General features: G+C 38.0%; 21 protein-coding genes. 15 read left to right on the forward strand and 6 right to left on the reverse strand.

The features are described 5' to 3' along the window. The first annotated feature begins 9 nt into the window (after nt 1-9). The 9 genes from M3225_RS16900 (at nt 10) to M3225_RS16940 (ending at nt 8,744) form a co-directional block, all read left to right on the forward strand. A complete protein-coding gene (locus M3225_RS16900) occupies nt 10-726 on the forward strand; it encodes a GntR family transcriptional regulator (RefSeq protein ID WP_116073222.1) in 717 nt (238 codons plus the stop codon). A gap of 78 nt (nt 727-804) precedes the next feature. Further along, nucleotides 805-2,130, forward strand: coding sequence for a GntP family permease (locus M3225_RS16905; protein ID WP_116073220.1), 1,326 nt, complete (start codon nt 805-807; stop codon nt 2,128-2,130). A gap of 84 nt (nt 2,131-2,214) precedes the next feature. Beyond that, the gene (locus M3225_RS16910) at nt 2,215-3,027 is read left to right on the forward strand and encodes a BtpA/SgcQ family protein (RefSeq protein WP_013056219.1); all 813 of its coding nucleotides are present in this window, start codon (nt 2,215-2,217) and stop codon (nt 3,025-3,027) included. Between the two features lie 18 nt (nt 3,028-3,045). Next, on the forward strand, nt 3,046-3,273 hold the full coding sequence (locus tag M3225_RS16915; RefSeq protein WP_251395555.1) for an HAD family phosphatase: 228 nt from the start codon (nt 3,046-3,048) through the stop codon (nt 3,271-3,273). Between the two features lie 299 nt (nt 3,274-3,572). Further along, nucleotides 3,573-4,505, forward strand: coding sequence for a DUF3231 family protein (locus tag M3225_RS16920; protein WP_251395557.1), 933 nt, complete (start codon nt 3,573-3,575; stop codon nt 4,503-4,505). A 140-nt stretch (nt 4,506-4,645) separates the two neighbouring features. Further along, the gene (locus tag M3225_RS16925) at nt 4,646-5,902 is read left to right on the forward strand and encodes an alkaline phosphatase (protein WP_251395559.1); all 1,257 of its coding nucleotides are present in this window, start codon (nt 4,646-4,648) and stop codon (nt 5,900-5,902) included. A 142-nt stretch (nt 5,903-6,044) separates the two neighbouring features. Beyond that, nucleotides 6,045-6,785 carry a DsbA family oxidoreductase gene (locus tag M3225_RS16930; protein ID WP_251395561.1) on the forward strand — a complete coding sequence of 247 codons (741 nt, stop codon included), beginning with the start codon at nt 6,045-6,047 and terminating at the stop codon, nt 6,783-6,785. 199 nt (nt 6,786-6,984) lie between these two features. Continuing rightward, the gene (locus tag M3225_RS16935; RefSeq protein WP_251395564.1) at nt 6,985-7,944 is read left to right on the forward strand and encodes a S8 family peptidase; all 960 of its coding nucleotides are present in this window, start codon (nt 6,985-6,987) and stop codon (nt 7,942-7,944) included. Further along, nucleotides 7,941-8,744 (forward strand): endonuclease I family protein, encoded by an 804-nt coding sequence (locus M3225_RS16940; RefSeq protein ID WP_251395566.1) that lies wholly within the window; start codon nt 7,941-7,943, stop codon nt 8,742-8,744. The genes M3225_RS16935 and M3225_RS16940 overlap by 4 nt, the downstream gene beginning before the upstream one ends. A 49-nt stretch (nt 8,745-8,793) precedes the next feature. On the opposite strand, the gene M3225_RS16945 is transcribed toward M3225_RS16940, so the two are convergent. Then, nucleotides 8,794-9,255 (reverse strand): MarR family winged helix-turn-helix transcriptional regulator, encoded by a 462-nt coding sequence (locus M3225_RS16945; RefSeq protein ID WP_251395568.1) that lies wholly within the window; start codon nt 9,253-9,255, stop codon nt 8,794-8,796. 280 nt (nt 9,256-9,535) lie between these two features. Between M3225_RS16945 and M3225_RS16950 the strand changes: the two genes are divergently transcribed. The 4 genes from M3225_RS16950 (at nt 9,536) to M3225_RS16965 (ending at nt 12,567) form a co-directional block, all read left to right on the forward strand. Beyond that, on the forward strand, nt 9,536-10,174 hold the full coding sequence (locus M3225_RS16950; RefSeq protein WP_251395570.1) for an HlyD family efflux transporter periplasmic adaptor subunit: 639 nt from the start codon (nt 9,536-9,538) through the stop codon (nt 10,172-10,174). Between the two features lie 33 nt (nt 10,175-10,207). Beyond that, nucleotides 10,208-11,833 carry a DHA2 family efflux MFS transporter permease subunit gene (locus tag M3225_RS16955; protein WP_251395572.1) on the forward strand — a complete coding sequence of 542 codons (1,626 nt, stop codon included), beginning with the start codon at nt 10,208-10,210 and terminating at the stop codon, nt 11,831-11,833. Between the two features lie 62 nt (nt 11,834-11,895). Continuing rightward, the gene (locus M3225_RS16960) at nt 11,896-12,324 is read left to right on the forward strand and encodes a MarR family winged helix-turn-helix transcriptional regulator (protein WP_251395574.1); all 429 of its coding nucleotides are present in this window, start codon (nt 11,896-11,898) and stop codon (nt 12,322-12,324) included. A 45-nt stretch (nt 12,325-12,369) separates the two neighbouring features. Beyond that, nucleotides 12,370-12,567 carry a helix-turn-helix domain-containing protein gene (locus M3225_RS16965; protein WP_251395576.1) on the forward strand — a complete coding sequence of 66 codons (198 nt, stop codon included), beginning with the start codon at nt 12,370-12,372 and terminating at the stop codon, nt 12,565-12,567. A 31-nt stretch (nt 12,568-12,598) separates the two neighbouring features. Here the strand turns inward: M3225_RS16965 and ytzI are convergent, their stop codons facing one another. Further along, nucleotides 12,599-12,733, reverse strand: coding sequence for a YtzI protein (gene ytzI / locus M3225_RS16970; protein WP_251395578.1), 135 nt, complete (start codon nt 12,731-12,733; stop codon nt 12,599-12,601). Nucleotides 12,734-12,861: 128 nt separating this feature from the next. On the opposite strand from ytzI, the gene M3225_RS16975 reads away from it, so the two are divergent. Beyond that, the gene (locus M3225_RS16975; protein WP_251395580.1) at nt 12,862-13,023 is read left to right on the forward strand and encodes a YfhD family protein; all 162 of its coding nucleotides are present in this window, start codon (nt 12,862-12,864) and stop codon (nt 13,021-13,023) included. 38 nt (nt 13,024-13,061) lie between these two features. Here the strand turns inward: M3225_RS16975 and M3225_RS16980 are convergent, their stop codons facing one another. The 4 genes from M3225_RS16980 to M3225_RS16995 form a co-directional block, all read right to left on the reverse strand. Continuing rightward, nucleotides 13,062-14,069 (reverse strand): FecCD family ABC transporter permease, encoded by a 1,008-nt coding sequence (locus M3225_RS16980; RefSeq protein ID WP_251395582.1) that lies wholly within the window; start codon nt 14,067-14,069, stop codon nt 13,062-13,064. Continuing rightward, nucleotides 14,066-15,076 carry a FecCD family ABC transporter permease gene (locus M3225_RS16985; RefSeq protein WP_251395584.1) on the reverse strand — a complete coding sequence of 337 codons (1,011 nt, stop codon included), beginning with the start codon at nt 15,074-15,076 and terminating at the stop codon, nt 14,066-14,068. The genes M3225_RS16980 and M3225_RS16985 overlap by 4 nt, the downstream gene beginning before the upstream one ends. Before the next feature lie 81 nt (nt 15,077-15,157). Continuing rightward, nucleotides 15,158-16,081, reverse strand: coding sequence for an iron-hydroxamate ABC transporter substrate-binding protein (locus tag M3225_RS16990; RefSeq protein WP_251395586.1), 924 nt, complete (start codon nt 16,079-16,081; stop codon nt 15,158-15,160). After that, entirely contained in the window at nt 16,082-16,876 is a 795-nt protein-coding gene (locus M3225_RS16995) for an ABC transporter ATP-binding protein (RefSeq protein WP_251395588.1), read from the reverse strand. 189 nt (nt 16,877-17,065) lie between these two features. Here M3225_RS16995 and M3225_RS17000 point away from each other — a divergent pair, with 189 nt between their 5' ends. Then, complete coding sequence (locus M3225_RS17000; RefSeq protein ID WP_251395590.1) at nt 17,066-18,115, forward strand: NAD(P)/FAD-dependent oxidoreductase; 1,050 nt, start codon at nt 17,066-17,068, stop codon at nt 18,113-18,115. Nucleotides 18,116-18,251 lie beyond the last annotated feature (136 nt).

Below are 18,251 nucleotides of genomic sequence, written 5' to 3' on the forward strand. Positions count from 1 at the left end.
GATGTAATAGTGAACGTATCTCGAAAAAAAGGACCCCTGTATTTACAAATAAAAAATATCTTAAAAGATCGAATTTTGCATGGCGTGTATCCCATTCAAACAAATATTCCTTCTGAACCGCAGCTGGAAGAAGAATTTCAAGTAAGTAAAATTACGGTTCGAAATGCTATCAAAGAACTTGTGAAAGATGGATATTTAGAAACAAAAAGTGGTAAAGGAACAAAAGTTATTCGAAATACATCCATTTCAAGGCTGTCAAAAGGAAAACGCTTTACCGAAGTGTTGGTGGAAAAAGGGCATATCATTCAAAAAAAGCTGCTTGGGGCAGAGACAATTGAAAATGCACCAGAAACAACTTTATATACGCTGTTCGGTGAGCAATGCATTCGAATAGAACGTCTTTACTATTTAGATAATGAACCTTATATTCATTACACGCATTATTTAACCGTGCAACGTATGGAAGGGATAGAATTAACGCACTTAAATGCACAGTCATTATACGATTTGATCGAAGAACAGGATATTGCATTGGAGAAATTTCGAGATCAGTTTGCTGTTGCAAAAGCTGATTCTTATGTAGGAGAAAGACTAAATATGCGGGCCGGAGAAGCGCTATTAAAAAGATCACGGTATTCATATGATGAAGAAGGAAATATCATCGAATACAGTGAGGGCTATTATAATACAGAGATGCAGCAATACATTGTGAATTACGATATTTAAGAAGTGCGAGAAGAATACATATTCTTTTCGCCTTAAAAATGAGAGCGTTTACTAAATGGGGGAAAAGAGGAATTTAGTATGGATATGTATCTATTGCTTGTGACATGCCTAGCAATTGTTATTGTTGTATTAGGAGTCTCTTGGTGGAAGTGGCATGCTTTTATCAGCTTAACCGTTGCCAGTTTATTTCTGGCTATTATGTCGGGGCTTTCGATGGACAAAATTGTGGGAGCTTATGAAACAGGAGTGGGCAGTGTTTTAGGTCACCTTGTTGGAATCTTGGCGCTTGGAACGATTTTAGGAAAAATGATGTCAGACTCAGGTGCTGGCATGCAGGTCGCGGAGTTTTTTATTAGGTTTTTTGGAATCAAAAAGTTGCCATGGGCGATGCTCTTTGCTGGTTTTATAATAGGCATTCCGGTTTTTTTTGAAGTCGGAATTGTTATTTTACTGCCGTTAGTAATTTCTATTCATAAAACAACAAGACAAAATATTCTATTAATTGCACTACCTGTAATTGCAGGACTATCGATTGTACACGGTCTTGTGCCCCCCCACCCGGGAGCGATGACAGCCATTGGAATATATAATGCAGACTTAGGAAGAGTTTTGCTCTATTCATTGGTTATTGCTCTTCCAGCAGCAATAGTAGCAGGTCCCGTATTCGCAAAATGGGTGCATAAACGTGTGATTCCTGAAGGGGAACCTGAATTAATTCGTGTCAGCACTTCATCTGAAAAATTACCTAAAACAGGTATTTCGTTTTTCATCATCTTATTACCTGTGTTATTAATGGTGTTATCTGTTATGGCTCCGTATATACCGCTTTCTAGCTTTTTAACTAAATTTTTTGTGTTTATCGGCAGTCCTGTCATCGCACTTTTAATTTCTTGCTTTGCCGCATTTTATCTTTTGGGCATGCGTCAGGGAATGAAGAAAAATGTGATTAAAAAATTAGTGGAAGAGTCTTTACTTCCGGTCGGATCTATTATTTTAATTATTGGAGCTGGAGGGGGATTTAAACAAATTTTAATTGATAGCGGTGTAGGTACATCAATTGCTCAAATGTCTGAGCAATTATCGCTTTCTCCTATTGTCTTAGCATTTATGGTAGCAGGATTAATTCGTATTGCTACAGGATCAGCAACCGTTGCATTAACAACAGCTGCCGGCATTGTTTCACCAATCATTGTGCATATGTCTGGAGTTAATCTGGAACTGCTGGTTATTGCGACAGGAGCAGGATCACTAATGTTCTCTCATGTAAATGATGCAGGTTTTTGGCTAGTAAAAGAATATCTTGGTTTAACAGTAAAAGAGACGTTTAAAACGTGGACGGTACTAGAAACACTGCTCTCGTTTATTGCTTTTGGAGGCGTTTTATTATTTGATATTTTTATTTAAAAATTGCCTCCTTCTAATTATTTTGGAAGGAGGTTTACTAGTTGACTTGAAATATAGTATTTGTAGAATAAGGGGGCAATGTATATGACGTGGTTAAAAGAAATACTTGGAACAGAAAAAGCTATTATTGCTATGTGTCACTTGTTACCGTTGCCGGGAGATCCATATTTTAATAATGAAAAAGGCATGGACTATGTAGTAGAAATGGCAAGAAAGGATTTGCATGCTCTTCAAGAAGGCGGAGTGGATGCCATTATGTTTTCAAATGAGTTTAGCATGCCCTATTTAACGGATGTTAAAACGGAAACTGTAGCTGCGATGGCCCGAATTATAGGTGAATTGATGTCGGAAATTAAAGTGCCCTTCGGGGTAAATGTATTGTGGGATGCTAAGAAATCTTTGGATTTAGCGGCTGCTACAGGGGCTAAATTTGTTAGAGAAATTTTTACAGGCGTATATGCAAGTGATTTTGGTACTTGGAATACCAACGTTGGAGAAACAATTAGACATCAGCATCGAATTGGGGCACAAAACGTTAAATTATTATATAATGTTGTTCCTGAATCTGCTGCGTATTTGGCTGAGCGGGAAATTGAAAGTATTGCTGCATCTACGGTATTTAACAATAGACCAGATGCACTATGTGTATCTGGCTTAACAGCAGGGGCCAAGACGGACGTGCAGTTATTAATGCGCGTAAAGGAGGCTGTTCCCAATACAATTCTACTTGTTAATACAGGAGTTAATTTCACTAATTTCAAAGAACAGTTATCTATTGCTGATGGGGCAGTTGTAGGTACAACATTTAAATACGACGGTAAATTTGAAAACCATGTGGATGTTGACCGTGTGAAAAAATTTATGGACAAAGTAAAAGTTTTTCGTGACAATCTTTAAACGAAAAAAGGGGTAAAGGTGAATCAGTTAGCTTTTAGTTTTGATACGGATGCTGTAATTGTCCACAGTGTACCTGTATACCTCATCTGTAATAAAGACATATTTAAAGAGCTGGCGATAGAAGTAGATGAGGATATACAGCTTAATTTCATTGGAGTAACAGCTAAAAGAAAATGGACAATATTAAAAGAGAAATTTTCACTGTCCCCACCCAATTTGGAGAATACAAATTCTCTGTTCAATTAATTTTTATTGTAGCGACGATCTACTGAAAAATGAGCCTTTTCGTATTAATTAGGATCTTAACTATATAAATTAAACGTAAGAAACAGTTCTGTAATCAGAGCTGTTTTTTGTGGCCCCAAAAGCCGTTTGATAAAGAGTTAAATAAAAAAAAGAATGTTGGATAGCATAATTATAAGTAAACGTACAATGAGTATGTTCTCTTTTGAGCGATAAAAGCACTCAACAAAGCTGAAGAAGCGGAGGGAAGTAACAGTGCCTGAAAAACCTAGTATTACCTCAAGTGAAATTGGAAGCTGTGGATGACATACCAGCAGAAAACGTTAATCATTTGCTTGTTGGATTATATGATTGAACATGCGGATGATGAGGATGCTAAAACAATTATGACAGACTTGCGTGAGCAGCTTATTATATACATACGAAAGATAAAAACAATATTTGAGAAAGAAGGAGCCGTAGTGCCAACGGGGCTTTCATCTCAAGACGTAAACGTACAAGCTCCAAAGTTATTTACCAACGGATTTGATATCATGTTTCTACGTGTCATTAAAGAAATTAGTATGGGGATGTATACCTTAAGTTTAGGCAAGGCCTACAGAGAAGATGTGGTGAAATTTTATCAAGATTTAACAAAAATCACTCAAGATTGTTACGATTCCTGTACGCAGTACTTACTGAAAAAAGGGATTTTATCACGCCCACCCTATATTCCAATGCCAACCACCGTTGAGTTTGTTTCTGATAGAAAATATTTGAGCGGCTTAAATGTATTTGCGGATAAAAGAGTATTAAATACGATGGAGCTAGCTCAGCTTTATCACGGGGTCGAAACAAACATTGTTGGGATGAAGTTAATGAAGGCTTTTTCTCAAACGGCTAAAGATACTGAAGTCAAAAAGCATTTTTTGAAAGGGAAAGAGCTCAGTAAAAAAATTATTACGCGTCTAGAAGAAATAATTATACAAGACGACATTTCACCTTCTGTTGCCTCAACAGGAAGTATAACGACTTCTGAGACCCCTGCTTTTTCTGATCGTTTGATGCTAACATGCGATATTTTACTAAGTAATTTTAGTATTGGAAGTCAGGCATTCGGAGCAGCATTTAGCTTTAGGAGAGATATTGTGGCTAAAATGATGCTGATAGGAAAAGATGCGTTTCAATATGCAAGCGAAGCAACAGAAATTATGATCAAAAAAGGCTGGCTTGAAGTTCCGCCAAGTATTAATTAGCTAAGAGAAAAGTCTCTTTTGTGAATTGTAAATGGAAGTTTATATATCTTTACACACCTTTAACTTTTTATTTAAGTTGATTTAACAGACTGCGTGTACAGTTAAGTTATGTCAATAATAAACAGTAAAGGGTGTAAAAAATGAAAAAACGTGTAATTGGAGCGGCAGTATTATCAGCGGTAACTGTAGCAGCGCTAGCATTTGGAACAAATTCACCAACGGATGCTAAAGCAGCTAAAGGCGTAAATAACCAAAAAGCCAAAAATGTTATTCTTTTTGTTGGAGACGGCATGGGTACTGATCACCGTGATGCGATTCGACTAGCGTCTGTAGGAGCAAATGGAAAGTTAGCAATGGATGATATGCCTTCAGTAGGCAGAGTCCATACATCTTCAGGAAATTCATTCGTTACGGATTCCGCTGCAGCGGCTACAGCCATGGCTTCAGGAGTTAAAAGCTATAATGGTGCGATTAGCGTAAATATGAAAGGAAAGCCTGTCCAAACAGTTTTAGAAAAAGCAAAATTAGCTGGGAAAACTACGGGGCTTGTGACAACAAGTCAAGTAACAGACGCAACTCCAGCAGCTTTTGGTGCACATGTTAAAGACCGAAGTGCTCAAAGTGACATCGCGAAGCAGTATCTTGAAAACAGTAAAGTAGATGTTATTCTAGGTGGTGGAGAAGATTATTGGTACCCAAAAGGAAATGAAGGTGCACACTCAGATAGCCCGCCAGAAGATAAAACAGAAGGAAGCAAAGGAACGCAAGGAAATTTAGTAAACAAAGCACAAAAACTTGGATATACGTACGTTGATAATAAAAATGAATTAAAATATGCTAAAGGAACGAAACTGCTTGGTCTGTTTGCTAATGAAGAAATGTTTCAACAAGCTCCTGAAAGCCAAGGTGACGTGTACAATCCTCAAGTATCTCTAAAAGACATGACAAAAAAAGCAATCAATACGCTATCACAAAATAAAAAAGGATTCTTTCTTGTAGTAGAAGAGGAAGCCATTGATGAAATGGCTCATAATAATAATGCTGAACTCATGATTAAAGCAGGTAAGCAGCTTGATGATACGGTGAAGATGGCAAAAGCGTATGCTAAAACACACCCGGACACTCTCGTATTAGTAACAGCGGACCATGCAACGGGAGGCTTAGCACTTGAAAAAGTAGATAATAAAGATAACGGTGGAGATCAAGCATCAAAAGAAGACGGGCCATTTGCAATAGCTCATTCAAAAGAGCAGTTCGTTGCGGATTGGACAACTGAAGAGCATACGTCATCAGACGTTCCTTTAAATGCAATGGGTGCCGGCTCAGAAAGATTTACTGGAGTATATGAAAATACTTATTTACATGATGCTCTTATAAAAGCAATGAATTTAAAATAAGTGAGATAAAAACACCGTGTTGATTTAATACACTTAGTATGTAAATCAACGCGGTGTTTTTGCTTTGTTTGAGCAAGTTATGATGGAATTTTCTTAAAGGTATGCTACGATAAGAATTATCTTGAATTGAAGAGGTGTCACGATGAAGATAGAAGTTTGGTCAGATTTTGTCTGTCCTTTTTGTTATATTGGAAAGCGTCGATTAGAGCAAGCGCTCCAGCAATTTGCACACAAAGATGACGTGCAAGTTGAATTTAAAAGCTTCGAGCTAGATCCAAATGCTTCAGTTAATACAGGTAAAACGATTAATGAAGCTCTTGCTGCTAAATATGGAATGACGATTGAACAAGCGAAACAAGCAAATGAAGGAATTGGACAGCAGGCAGCTGGTGTGGGATTATCCTTTAATTTTGACGATATGAAGCCAACTAATACATTCGATGCTCATCGTTTAGCTAAATTTGCAAAAGCTCAAGGAAAAGAAGCAGACATTACAGAAAAGCTTCTTTATGCATACTTTACTGAATCAAAGCATTTGGGTGAAGAAGAGACGTTGATTGCTCTTGCTGAAGATGCAGGTCTTGATAGAGAACAAGCATGTCAAATTCTCGCGGATAAAAATGCATATGCAAATGAAGTGCGCGGTGATGAATCAATGGCTCAGCAATATGGCATTAGCGGTGTTCCGTATTTTGTTATCAATCAAAAATATGCTATTTCAGGTGCACAGCCAGTCGAAACATTTGTAGGAGCTCTCCAACAAGTGTGGGAAGAAGAAAATCCGACTCCGGCTTTGAAGAGGCTGTCTCCAGAAGGTGCAGATGATGCCTTTTGTGCAGATGGTCAATGTGCCGTGCCTGATCCTTCTAAAAACCAACAATAAAAGAAAGCAGAGGTGGAAATTCCGGCTCTGCTTTTTGTTTATTTGTAAAAAATTTATTAAAAAAGCAAACATGTGTTCTGTTTTTGTGTTATAATAGATTTAGAAGCAACAAACCTCGATGAGTAAGCTCCAAAAATAAGCGATTAAAAGTGATCCCACCATGAACTAGCTTCCATTTAATCCTGCAGGGGGAATCTGAATGAAGAACAAAGTGCGCATTATCCCATTTCAAGTAGTTGAACAATTGAATCAATTTAATGAAGTCCCAGAAGGAGTGGCTCTAATTGGAGCAGAGGAAGTATGGAAGCAAACAAAGGGGCAGGGAATAACCGTAGCGGTCTTGGATACTGGCTGTGACGTTACACATCCAGATTTGCAGGAAAGAATTATTGGAGGAAGAAATTTTACACACGATGATCAACAAAATCCAGATATTTATCAAGATTATAATGGTCATGGTACTCACGTAGCAGGTACAATTGCAGCAGCGCATAATGGAACGGGTGTTATAGGAGTGGCTCCGGAAGTGAATTTACTTATCCTGAAAGTACTTGATGGGGATGGTTCAGGTCAATACGAGTGGATTATTCAAGGTATTAACTATGCCATCCAGCAAAAAGTGGATATCATTTCGATGTCGCTTGGAGGTCCGGCGAATGTGCCTGAGCTACATGAAGCTATTCAGGATGCTGTTGATCAGAATATTTTAGTTGTGTGCGCAGCGGGAAATGAAGGAGATGGAGAAGGCTCCACAGATGAGTTTGCGTACCCAGGCTCATATAATGAAGTTATTAGCGTAGGAGCTGTTGATTTAGAGAAACGTTCTTCGGTATTTTCCAACTCGAACAACGAAGTGGACGTAGTGGCCCCCGGCGAAAAGATCGTATCAACTTACTTGAATGGAAAGTATGCCGCACTGAGCGGAACCTCTATGGCAACACCTCACGTAGCAGGAGCCGTAGCATTGATAAAAGTTCTTTCAAATGAAACGTTTGGAAGAGAACTTACAGAACCAGAGCTTTATGCACAGTTAATCAGAAGAACACTTCCATTAAATGAATCACCAAGAGAAGTAGGAAACGGGTTTGTGCACTTGACCATTGTTGAAAAGCTGTTGCGTGAAGTTCAACGTCAAATGACTTCAGAGGTGATGGGATGAGAAGTAGTTTGGATATGTTAATGGTGGAAAAGCAGCAGGCAAAATCCCTTTATCACCAATACGTAAACAATCGAAGCTATTATGATGAAAAGACAGATGAAGAGAGTAAAAATCTTTATTATCAAGGCACTCTCTTTGAAAGAGAAGCCATGCAAACTTTGTTAACGGAAACGCATCAGCATTTGCTAAGTTATTCGCCGCATAAATATGTATATCCATGGGTGGATTTACAGGAGAATGGGGAGCTGAAGAGTCTATATTCAGGGAAAGGTATGGATCCTTTAGAAACCATACAGCAAGATATTGATAAACTTCAGTCGCTTACTAACTCATCTCTTTCAAGCAATGATATACTGCTAAACTGTGAGCACGTTGTCCCACAATCTTGGTTTGGAAAACAAGAGCCTATGAGAGGCGACTTGCATCATTTATTTGCTTGTGAACCTTCTTGTAACAGCCGAAGAGGTAATTCTTCATATGTTGACTTCCCGGATTATAAGCCGGAAGTAAAGCAATCAGACGTGAAAGAAGGGTGCGGAAAAGCAGAAAAAGGTAAGTTTGAACCTGAATATGGAAAGGGAATTGTCGCTCGGGCTACCCTTTATTTTTTAATTCGCTATCATAATAAAATTGACTCTTCACGAGTAGATCTTCCTCTTTTACTAAAATGGCATAAAGAATTTACTGTTTCACTTTATGAAAAGCATCGCAATGCAGCAATTTTTGAATTGCAAGGCAACCGAAATCCATTTATTGATTTTCCAGACAAAGCAGCTACGTTAATGAGTTCTGCTTTCTAAAATAGCAAAGAGCTCCGCTTCAATTCAAAGCGGGGCTCTTTTGGATATTTTAATATGAAAATCCGTACTTATCATTTAAAAAGGCATCCATTTTATTTAACAATCGAAAATATTCTTCTTGTTCTTCTACAGTTAGAGCTGCTAGCATATCTTTTAAAAATCCATTTCGTTTCTCTGTAATCATCGAAACAAGTTTCTTTGATTCATTGGTCAATGAAACCCACACGACTCTCCGGTCTTTTTCGTCTCGCACGCGCTGAATGAGAGATTCTTCTTCCAACTGGTTTAATAAGCTAGTTGTAGCGCCCGAGGTTAAGTGAAGTTTATTTGAAATATCTGCTACCATATACTTTGTGCCGCTGGCAATGTAGTTTAAGATATAAAATTTAGTGGGTGTTAAATGATAAGGCTGTGTTTTTAATGTTTCTTCGACTAAATGTCGTATATATTGAAAAAAAGATGTGTTAATTTGATAAAGGTGTTCAATTTTTGACTCTAAATTGTTATCCATGCTAGCTTCCATCTCCTTGTACACTACGGACATATATAAACTAACTCTAAAATAAAATGAAACAATTGTAAAGGATGGCAATGATTATCTTTAACCACCATTATTATTTTTAAATTAATATCTTTACGAAAAAATATCTTTATGATAAAGTTATTTAGGTGGTTAACCAAATAGATGATCATAAAGATACGTTTCCTCCTAATAGATGGGGATAATATCTTTGTGAAAAAGCTATATAAAAAAGTAGTTTCGTTATTGAAATATTAAGGAGGAGTAATGAATGTCTAGAAGTCGCTTAATGGTAACAAATTTTATTGGAATCATCGTTATTTTAGCTTTATTAATTGGGGGAGGATATTATTACGTTCAAAAATCGAACTATATTACAACTGATAACGCTAAAGTATCTGGAGATGTATACAACGTAGTTGCACCTGCAGCAGGTAAGGTAGCAAGCTGGACAGTGGAAGAAGGAAATGATGTCTCAAAAGATGCTGAAATTGCTAAGATTCAAGCTGAAAAAGGATCTGTAGCTGCAATAGTACCAGCAGACGGAAAGATTATTCAAACAAATGTAAAAGAAAATCAAATGGTTCAAGCTGGACAGCAAATTGCAACCGAAGTAGATATGAAAGATCTATTTATCGTAGCGAATATCAAAGAAGATCAGCTTAAGGATATTAAAGAAGGCGACGATGTAGATGTAACCGTAGACGGAGACAGCAGTACAAAAATTGACGGTAAAGTTGAAGAAGTTGGATATGCAACTAATTCACTTTCATCTTTAACATCGAACTCAAGCTCAGATGGAAACTACACAAAAGTATCTCAAACGGTTCCTGTAAAAATCTCTATTTCTAATTATTCAGAGCATGTGCTACCAGGAATGAACGCTGAAGTAAAAATTTCGAAAGACTAATCGTTACTACAACAGTTCAAGAAGGGAGGAAATATGATGACAGCCAGTATAGAGAACACAAGTGATGGATCCATCAAAAAGCATATTCCGTTATTAATTGTTTTAATGCTTGGTTTGTTTCTTGCGATATTAAACCAAACATTACTAAACGTAGCCATTCCGCATTTGATTACTGAGTTTGGCGTAACGGCAAATACAGCTCAGTGGTTGTTAACGGGATACATGCTTGTGAACGGGGCGTTAATTCCGCTTTCTGCTTTTTTAATTGAACGATTTGGCGTGCGTCGCTTGTTCTTATTTGCAATGTTTTGTTTTACAGTAGGATCATTGATCTGCGGAATTGCACCTACATTTCCAATTATGCTTACCGGCCGTTTAATTCAAGCTATTGGTGGAGGTGTCTTATCGCCTCTTGTTATGACCATTATTGTGTTTATTTTCCCTCCTCACATGCGAGGGAAAGGGATGGGGATTTTTGGTTTAGCCATGATGTTCGCACCGGCTATTGGTCCAACATTATCTGGATGGGTTATTCAAAACTATGACTGGCACATCCTTTTTAACGGCATGGTGCCATTAGGTGCCATTGTATTAATCATTGCTTTCTTTCAATTAAAAGACATTCAGCCTCCAAAAGATGTAAAAGTTCACATGCCTTCTGTTGTGACATCACTTGCAGGTATGGGATTATTGCTTTACGGATTTAGTGAAGCTGGAAATGACGGCTGGACGGATTCAGTTGTTCTTTCCACAATCATTGGCGGGGCAGTGCTTTTAATTATATTTGTTCTTCAGCAAATTAAATCTGAAAAGCCGCTATTGGATATGCGCGTATTTAAATATAATATTTTTTCATTATCAAATATTATTAGTATTGCGATTACGATCAGTATGTACGCAGGTATGTTCTTGCTTCCGATTTACTTGCAAAACATCCGCGGCTATTCTGCTTTTGATTCAGGACTGCTGTTGCTTCCTGGAGCACTTGTTATGCTGGTTATGTCGCCAATTTCAGGTACATTGTTTGATAAAGTAGGACCTCGTCCGCTAGCAATCGTTGGTATGCTCATTACATCTATTTCAACGTTTGAATTTACGAAGCTGACGATGGATACACCGTTTAATCATATTTTAGGCATTTATATTATCCGTTCGTTTGGTATGTCACTTTTAATGATGCCAATTATGACAGCCGGTTTAAATCAGCTTCCACAGCGACTAAGCAGTCACGGGACGTCGATGTCTAATACGCTTCGTCAAGTAAGTGGTTCAATTGGTATTAGTTTAATGACAACTATTTTTACTAACCGTACAACGTATCACGTAAATGAAATCAGCAGCTCCATGAATACGTCAGATCCATTCTTTATGAATAGCTTTCATTTATTTGTCCAAAAAGTGGCCGCTACTTTGCATTTATCACAAGATCAAGCTCAGCAGCAAGCGCTGACGATCTTATCTGGAAAAATGACACAGCAAGGTACGATTCAAGGTATTAACGATGCCTTCTACTGGGCAACAGCGATTTCTGTTAGCGGCTTAATTTTAAGCTTTTTCCTTCGTGACGTACGTAAGGATAAAGTAGTCGAAGAAAAGAAATCAGAAGCTCAGCAGGAAGATATTCGTATGCTTCCAGCTCCAAAAAGTATAAATTCATAAGGAGCTATAGAAATCTAAAGTTTATCATAAAGCATGTTGGAGAGAAAGGGGCGGTAAAGTGGATGGATCCATTGATATTTGGTAAAGAAATTCAAAGAATTTTAGTATCTTTAAACAAAAAAGTAATGACAAATGTAAAATGCCTTTTACAGCATTACGCAATTACCCCTTTTCAATATCATATTTTACTGATTGTTGAACGCTCACATACAATACCTGTCACAAAAGTGGCAGACGAGATGAAGGCGAGTCCAAGCGTTATTACAGCATCGATTACACGTTTGTATGAACTCGACCTTGTGGAGCGCTACCATTCAAAAAGAGATCGGCGTAAAGTTATGATTGAGCTTACAAACAAAGGAAAACAAGTGATTCAAGTTGCTAATAAAGACATGCAGCAAGAGGTTGAAAAACTGTTTGCATGTTATAAAGAAGAAGAACAGCAGCAATTTCTCACGCTCTGTCGGCAGCTAGATGAACATGTGACTTGAACTTGAGTAGAAAAAAGTATATTGAGTTATGCGGAGTGATTGTAAATGGATAAAGAAATGGTAAAAAACATTCGGAAAAACTACAATATGAATCAGCGAAACTTCGCTCAAGCAGTGAACTGCAGTTTTTCTTTAATCGCACTGGTTGAAGTGGGGAAGCGAAGAGTAACAAAAAACTTGGAAGACAAAATTAAGCAAGCATTCCAATTGAATGATCATGATTTAAAAACACTGCAAGGCTAATTCAAAAAGTAGGTGTGTGAAACGGGCGCACCTACTTTTTTTCGTCTTGTTTTTTTGTAAGCGGATCTACCGTATGTTTGTAATCATAAGCTTTCGAAGTGGTAACTACGCACAGCAGTAAAATAACAAATACAATGATAACAGAGAGCGTAATAAGGATGATCATATAAAACATCCTTTCTTTTTCTTATTACGTATGCTTTCGGTCTTATTGGTAAAATTCCTTCTTTCTCCACATAGTGCAGAAACGACAAACGCATACTAGTAACAGTCTAAAATAAAGGAGTGTTTATAATGAATGAAAAAGAGTTTAAAAAACAATTAAAAAAGGTAGCGGATTATCCTGCATCTAAAGCAGATGGAGTAGATGAAGAGTTTTCTCGTGAATTAGCAGACCAAGACGATTTAGAAGCACAGGCTAGAGCGAACGCTGCAGATGAAAGACAAAAAAAATAATAACTAGACGCGCTTCCTAGAAGAAGCGCGTCTGTTTATTATTTTTTTAAAAGCAAATAAACAAAATAAGGAGCACCTATTATGGCGGCAATAATTCCTGCCGGTATACCGTTAGGATCGGCAATGTTATGTCCTATTGTATCTGCAATCAGCAAAAGCCAACCGCCAAGTAAAATAGCAACGGGAATAAAAAGCTGGTTTCTCGGTCCAACTAAGCCTTTGGCAATATGAGGAGCAAGAAGCCCGATAAAGGCTACGCCGCCTGTAACTGAGACTGCGGATGCCGCTAATGCAACCGCGGCTAAAAGCAATGTTACACGCTCTTTCTCCATAGAGATACCGACTCCAATAGCTGCAGCTTCATTTAAGTTAAAAATGTTTAATGAGTTTGCTTTGTACAATATAAAAGGAATCAAGACAAGAAGCCAAGGTAGAAGTGCCCATATAAAAGGCCAGTCTGTCCCCCAAATGTTTCCTCCAATCCATTTAGCAATAAAATCAACTTTAACGCGATCAGCTGATGACATAATCATCACCATCATTCCAGAAAGACCCATCGAAAAACCTACGCCTGTTAAAATAAGCTTCACAGGCTGCAGTCCTTGGCTTTTACTATATGCACAAAGATAGATAAGGCCAGCTGTAAACAAGGCGCCGATGAAGCCTACTAATGGAAGGGCATAGACGAAAGAGCCAGCTTCAATTGGAAAAAATAAAAAAAATACCGCAATTGCGACCCCTGCTCCTGAATTAATTCCTATTATTCCTGGTTCCGCTAAATCATTGCGTGTAACACCTTGTAAGATAGCGCCTGATAAAGCTAGAGCCATTCCTGCTAAAAGAGTAATGATAGTTCGCGGAAGTCGAATTGAAAAAAGGACGAACTCATCTGCAAAATTCCCTTTGCCAAAAAGAGTGGGAAACACTTTATTATAAGGAAGCGGTGCATCACCGAGCCCCATTCCTACCACAACCGTTCCAAGAATCAAAATAGTGAGCAGCGTCATAATTATTCGTTGTTTTCTAATAAGAGCTGGGTGAATCATGAGAATGCTTTTCCTCCTTTACGAACAATGACTAAAAAGAAAGGTAAACCAATCATCGATACAATTGCTGCTATCGGTGTTTCATAAGGTGCGCTTACTGTTCGGGCCAACGTATCAGCCAGCAGCATAAACGCTGCGCCAGTGATAGCGGACATAGGGATAATATAACGATAGTCAGTGCCTATGATTCCTCGTACAATATGAGGAATCATCAAGCCGATAAACACCATGTTTCCGACTAGCGCCACAGAAGCACCGGCAAGAAGAATCATGACGACAAATAAAATGGTTTTGACTTTTGTAGTTTGCTGACCTAACCCCACAGCGACTTCTTCATTTAAGCTTAAAATAGTAAGCTGCCGAGAAAGCAGAAGGGCAATGAATATACCTCCGACAATAAAAGGAACAATGATTTGAAGCTGTTCCCAAGAAGTGCCTACAATTCCGCCAGCTGTCCACATCGATACATTTTTTGAAATTTTAAAATAAATACCGACGCCTTCTCCAATCGCATAAAGAAATGCTGAAACGGCAGCCCCGGCTAGTACAATTCGAAGTGGAGAAAAACCACCTCTTTTGATGGCAGCAATCCCAAACACCAGGATTGCTCCAACCGCAGCTCCGATAAAACAAGCAACGGTAATACCTAAATAATTTGTGGAAGGGATAAAGGCAATTGTTACAGCTAAAGCCGCATTTGCACCAGAAGTTAAGCCTAAAAGTCCTGGATCTGCAAGAGGATTTCTCGTCATCCCTTGCATAATCGCTCCTGATACCGATAGAGCTGCGCCAACAAAAACAGCGGCGACTTCACGAGGTAAACGAATATCTCGGATGATCGAAATCTGTTCGTTTACACTGCTTGATGAAAGTGCTAGCCACACATCTTTTATAGATATGTCAGCAGCGCCAAAAAACATCGAAAGAACAAACATTGTGATAAATACGAGCAGGACACCTATTAATTTATATAAAAAAGGAATGAAACGCTGATTGTCTTTTTTCATAAAACACCCATCCTTTCATGTAAGAATAAATTTATTGAAACAAAACAAGAGGAATTCTAAAAAGAATTCCTCTTGAATGAATTACTTACCAAGAAATTTTTGAGTAAAGAAATCTAGTTGATAATCTAATGTGATTGGATCATTAAAATAAAATTCTTTGGCATTTGCTTCAAATACGTGATTGTTCTTTCCAGCAGAAATATTTTTGTACGTATCTGTTTTCTCAAATGATGTATCTCCATCTTGGTTTTTGCTAAAGATTAAATAATCTCCGGCATATTCAGGAAGAACTTCTGGTGAAATCGCATAGTAACCATCTTTCAAAGCCATTTTCTTTACTTTCTCCGGCATTTTTAATTTCATTTCTTGATAAAGAATTTCAGTTCCGCGTCCCCAGTTATCGCCAAACACATAAAGCTGCTTGTCAAAGTTCTCAATAACTGAAACCGTGGTATCTTCGCCAATTTTAGCTTTGATGTCAGAACCAGCTTTTGCCGCACGCTTTTTAAAATCGTCTACCCATGATTGTGCTTCTTTTTCTTTATTTAATAGCTTTCCAATTTCTACATGCTGAGTAAGGTAATCTACTTTACCGTATGTATACGTGACAGTAGGGGCAATTTTTTTCAATTTATCAATGTTTTTTGTATTAGATAAGCCAATAATTAAGTCAGGCTTTAATTCAATGATCTTTTCTAAATTCTCATCTGATACTTCTTCAACGCCTTTTAATTTCTTTTCAAAGCGAGGATTCATTTTAGACCATGAGTCCACTCCGACAATATTGACGCCTAAAGACATTACGTTACCTGCATAGGAACCTAACACAACAACACGTTTCGGATTAGCAGGAACTTTTACAGGGCCGTCTTCAGATTGATATGTAACCGTCTTGGATTCGCTGTTTCCTTTACTAGACTCGTTTTTGTTTTCAGTTGAACCGTTGCTGCAGGCACTAATAAGTAGTACGAATATGAGCATGAATGGAAGTAGTAGTTTTTTCATTTAGTTATCTCCTCTTAATAAATTGTACGTAATGCACATCGGTTTATTTGTTCTCGGATCTCGTCCGATTTCAGCATCGATATGAAACACTTTTTTTAGAACATCATGTGTAATGACTTCTTCACACTTTCCGGCTTTGACAATTTCACCATCTTTCAAAGCAATAATATAATCCGCAAAGCGAGCGGCTTGATTTAAATCATGAAGCACCATTACAACTGTACGTTCTTGCTCTTTGTTTAGCTTTTGAAGAAGCTCAAGCACTTCTAGCTGATGAGCCATATCCAAGTAGGTAGTTGGCTCATCGAGGAATATAATATCGGTTTCTTGAGCTAAAGCCATCGCAATCCACACTCGCTGACGCTGACCCCCTGAAAGAGAGTCAACGAGACGGAATTTGTAGTCTTTTGTTCCAGTTACCTCAAGCGCCCAGTCAATGGTTTGATAGTCTTCTTTTGATAGACGTCCAAAACCCTTTTGATGGGGGAAGCGCCCATAAGATACAAGTTCTCCCACAGTTAGGCCCCTAGCACTTTCAGGGGTTTGAGGGAGAATGGCCATTTTTTTAGCGAGTGCTTTTGTATGTTCTGTTGAAATGTTTTCGCCATCTAAAATAACGGAACCGGATTGATGAGAAATAATTCGGGTGATGGCTTTTAAAAGCGTTGATTTTCCACATCCGTTTGAACCAATGATCGTTGTAATCTTCTTGTCTGGAATGTTAACGCTTAAATCTTTTACTATTAGACGTTCACCATAACTAATATGTAATTCTTCTGTATATAGGCGAACCATATCTGAACCTCCGTGTATGTTTAATACAACAAATATTTGATAATGATTATCAATATCGTTTTCTTTACATACTATAATTCGAACGTTTTCGGATGTCAATAGTTATTTTTATTGTCAAAACGTTGAAGAAGATGTATATTTAAATGAGAATGATAATCAATAACAATTGATTGCGAGGAGTGAACGTGCATGACACACAATGAACTTTTTGATGTGACAATTATAGGCGGGGGACCGGCTGGCCTTTATTCTGCCTTTTATAGTGGACTAAGAGAAATGAAAACAAAGCTGATTGAATATCAGCCAAAGCTAGGCGGGAAACTTCACGTTTATCCTGAAAAAATGATTTGGGATGTAGGCGGACAAACTCCTATTACTGGTGCGAAGCTTATTGAACAGCTTGTTGAACAAGGGCTGACGTTTGATCCAACTGTTGTTTTAAATGAGAAGGTTGAATCCATTTCCCGCTTGGAAGATGGTATTTTTAAGCTGACGAGTTCTTCAGGCCAACATCATTACTCTAAAACCATTATTCTGGCTGTTGGAGGAGGTATTTTAAATCCGCAAAAGCTCAAAATTGAAGGAGCAGAACGATTTGAAATATCAAACTTAAACTACACGGTTAAATCTTTGCAGCATTTTAAAAATAAAACGGTGATTGTTTCCGGGGGAGGCAATTCAGCCATTGATTGGGCAAATGAGCTAGAGCCCGTTGCTAAAAAAGTATATATTACGTACCGAAACAGTGAACTAAACGGCCATGAAGCACAAGTGAGACAATTAATAAACAGTTCAGCTCAGTGTCTGCTTAACACATCTATTACAAAATTAGTGGCTGATGCTACGCATGAATTTATCGAAAAAGTTGAACTGACTAATCACCAAACCGGTGAGATTTCTTACTTGCCGATTGACGAAGTTATTATTAATCACGGTTATGAAAGAGACACAGAACTGTTAAAAAACAGTGAATTACATATCAAAACGAGTGATGACTGCTATGTTGCAGGCAGTGCAGCAAGCGAGACATCTGTAGAAGGCGTATATGCAGCGGGAGATATTCTCATGCATGAAGGGAAAGTCCATTTAATTACAGGTGCTTTTCAAGACGCTGCTAATGCCGTAAACAAAGCAAAACAATTCATTCAGCCCACTGCTGCTAAGGCAGCTATGGTTTCTTCTCATAATGAAGTATTCAAAAAGCGTAATTCAGCATTAATTAAACAAATGATGACGTAAAGCGAGATGCAGCGTGCATGTCGCTTCTTCTCTACGGTCGAATTATCTAAATAGGAGGCAGGGAACGAAAAAAGAAAAGAGAAATATAATATTAGAAAACGCTTACATTTCGGAATGACACAGTGCTTGTTTGCAT

It is taken from the genome of Priestia aryabhattai (assembly GCF_023715685.1).
GTDB classification, from domain to species: domain Bacteria; phylum Bacillota; class Bacilli; order Bacillales; family Bacillaceae_H; genus Priestia; species Priestia aryabhattai_B.

Coding starts and splice junctions, on each gene's coding strand:
- M3225_RS16935 (WP_251395564.1), top strand. CDS start 6,985: ATGAAGAACAAAGTGCGCATTATCCCATTTCAAGTAGTTGAACAATTG.
- M3225_RS17000 (WP_251395590.1), top strand. CDS start 17,066: ATGACACACAATGAACTTTTTGATGTGACAATTATAGGCGGGGGACCG.
- M3225_RS16985 (WP_251395584.1), bottom strand. CDS start 15,076: ATGAAAAAAGACAATCAGCGTTTCATTCCTTTTTTATATAAATTAATA.
- M3225_RS16960 (WP_251395574.1), top strand. CDS start 11,896: ATGGATCCATTGATATTTGGTAAAGAAATTCAAAGAATTTTAGTATCT.
- M3225_RS16925 (WP_251395559.1), top strand. CDS start 4,646: ATGAAAAAACGTGTAATTGGAGCGGCAGTATTATCAGCGGTAACTGTA.
- M3225_RS16930 (WP_251395561.1), top strand. CDS start 6,045: ATGAAGATAGAAGTTTGGTCAGATTTTGTCTGTCCTTTTTGTTATATT.
- M3225_RS16950 (WP_251395570.1), top strand. CDS start 9,536: ATGTCTAGAAGTCGCTTAATGGTAACAAATTTTATTGGAATCATCGTT.
- M3225_RS16945 (WP_251395568.1), bottom strand. CDS start 9,255: ATGGATAACAATTTAGAGTCAAAAATTGAACACCTTTATCAAATTAAC.
- M3225_RS16995 (WP_251395588.1), bottom strand. CDS start 16,876: ATGGTTCGCCTATATACAGAAGAATTACATATTAGTTATGGTGAACGT.
- ytzI (WP_251395578.1), bottom strand. CDS start 12,733: ATGATCATCCTTATTACGCTCTCTGTTATCATTGTATTTGTTATTTTA.
- M3225_RS16920 (WP_251395557.1), top strand. CDS start 3,573: ATGACATACCAGCAGAAAACGTTAATCATTTGCTTGTTGGATTATATG.
- M3225_RS16980 (WP_251395582.1), bottom strand. CDS start 14,069: ATGATTCACCCAGCTCTTATTAGAAAACAACGAATAATTATGACGCTG.
- M3225_RS16955 (WP_251395572.1), top strand. CDS start 10,208: ATGATGACAGCCAGTATAGAGAACACAAGTGATGGATCCATCAAAAAG.
- M3225_RS16975 (WP_251395580.1), top strand. CDS start 12,862: ATGAATGAAAAAGAGTTTAAAAAACAATTAAAAAAGGTAGCGGATTAT.
- M3225_RS16990 (WP_251395586.1), bottom strand. CDS start 16,081: ATGAAAAAACTACTACTTCCATTCATGCTCATATTCGTACTACTTATT.
- M3225_RS16965 (WP_251395576.1), top strand. CDS start 12,370: ATGGATAAAGAAATGGTAAAAAACATTCGGAAAAACTACAATATGAAT.
- M3225_RS16940 (WP_251395566.1), top strand. CDS start 7,941: ATGAGAAGTAGTTTGGATATGTTAATGGTGGAAAAGCAGCAGGCAAAA.
- M3225_RS16910 (WP_013056219.1), top strand. CDS start 2,215: ATGACGTGGTTAAAAGAAATACTTGGAACAGAAAAAGCTATTATTGCT.
- M3225_RS16905 (WP_116073220.1), top strand. CDS start 805: ATGGATATGTATCTATTGCTTGTGACATGCCTAGCAATTGTTATTGTT.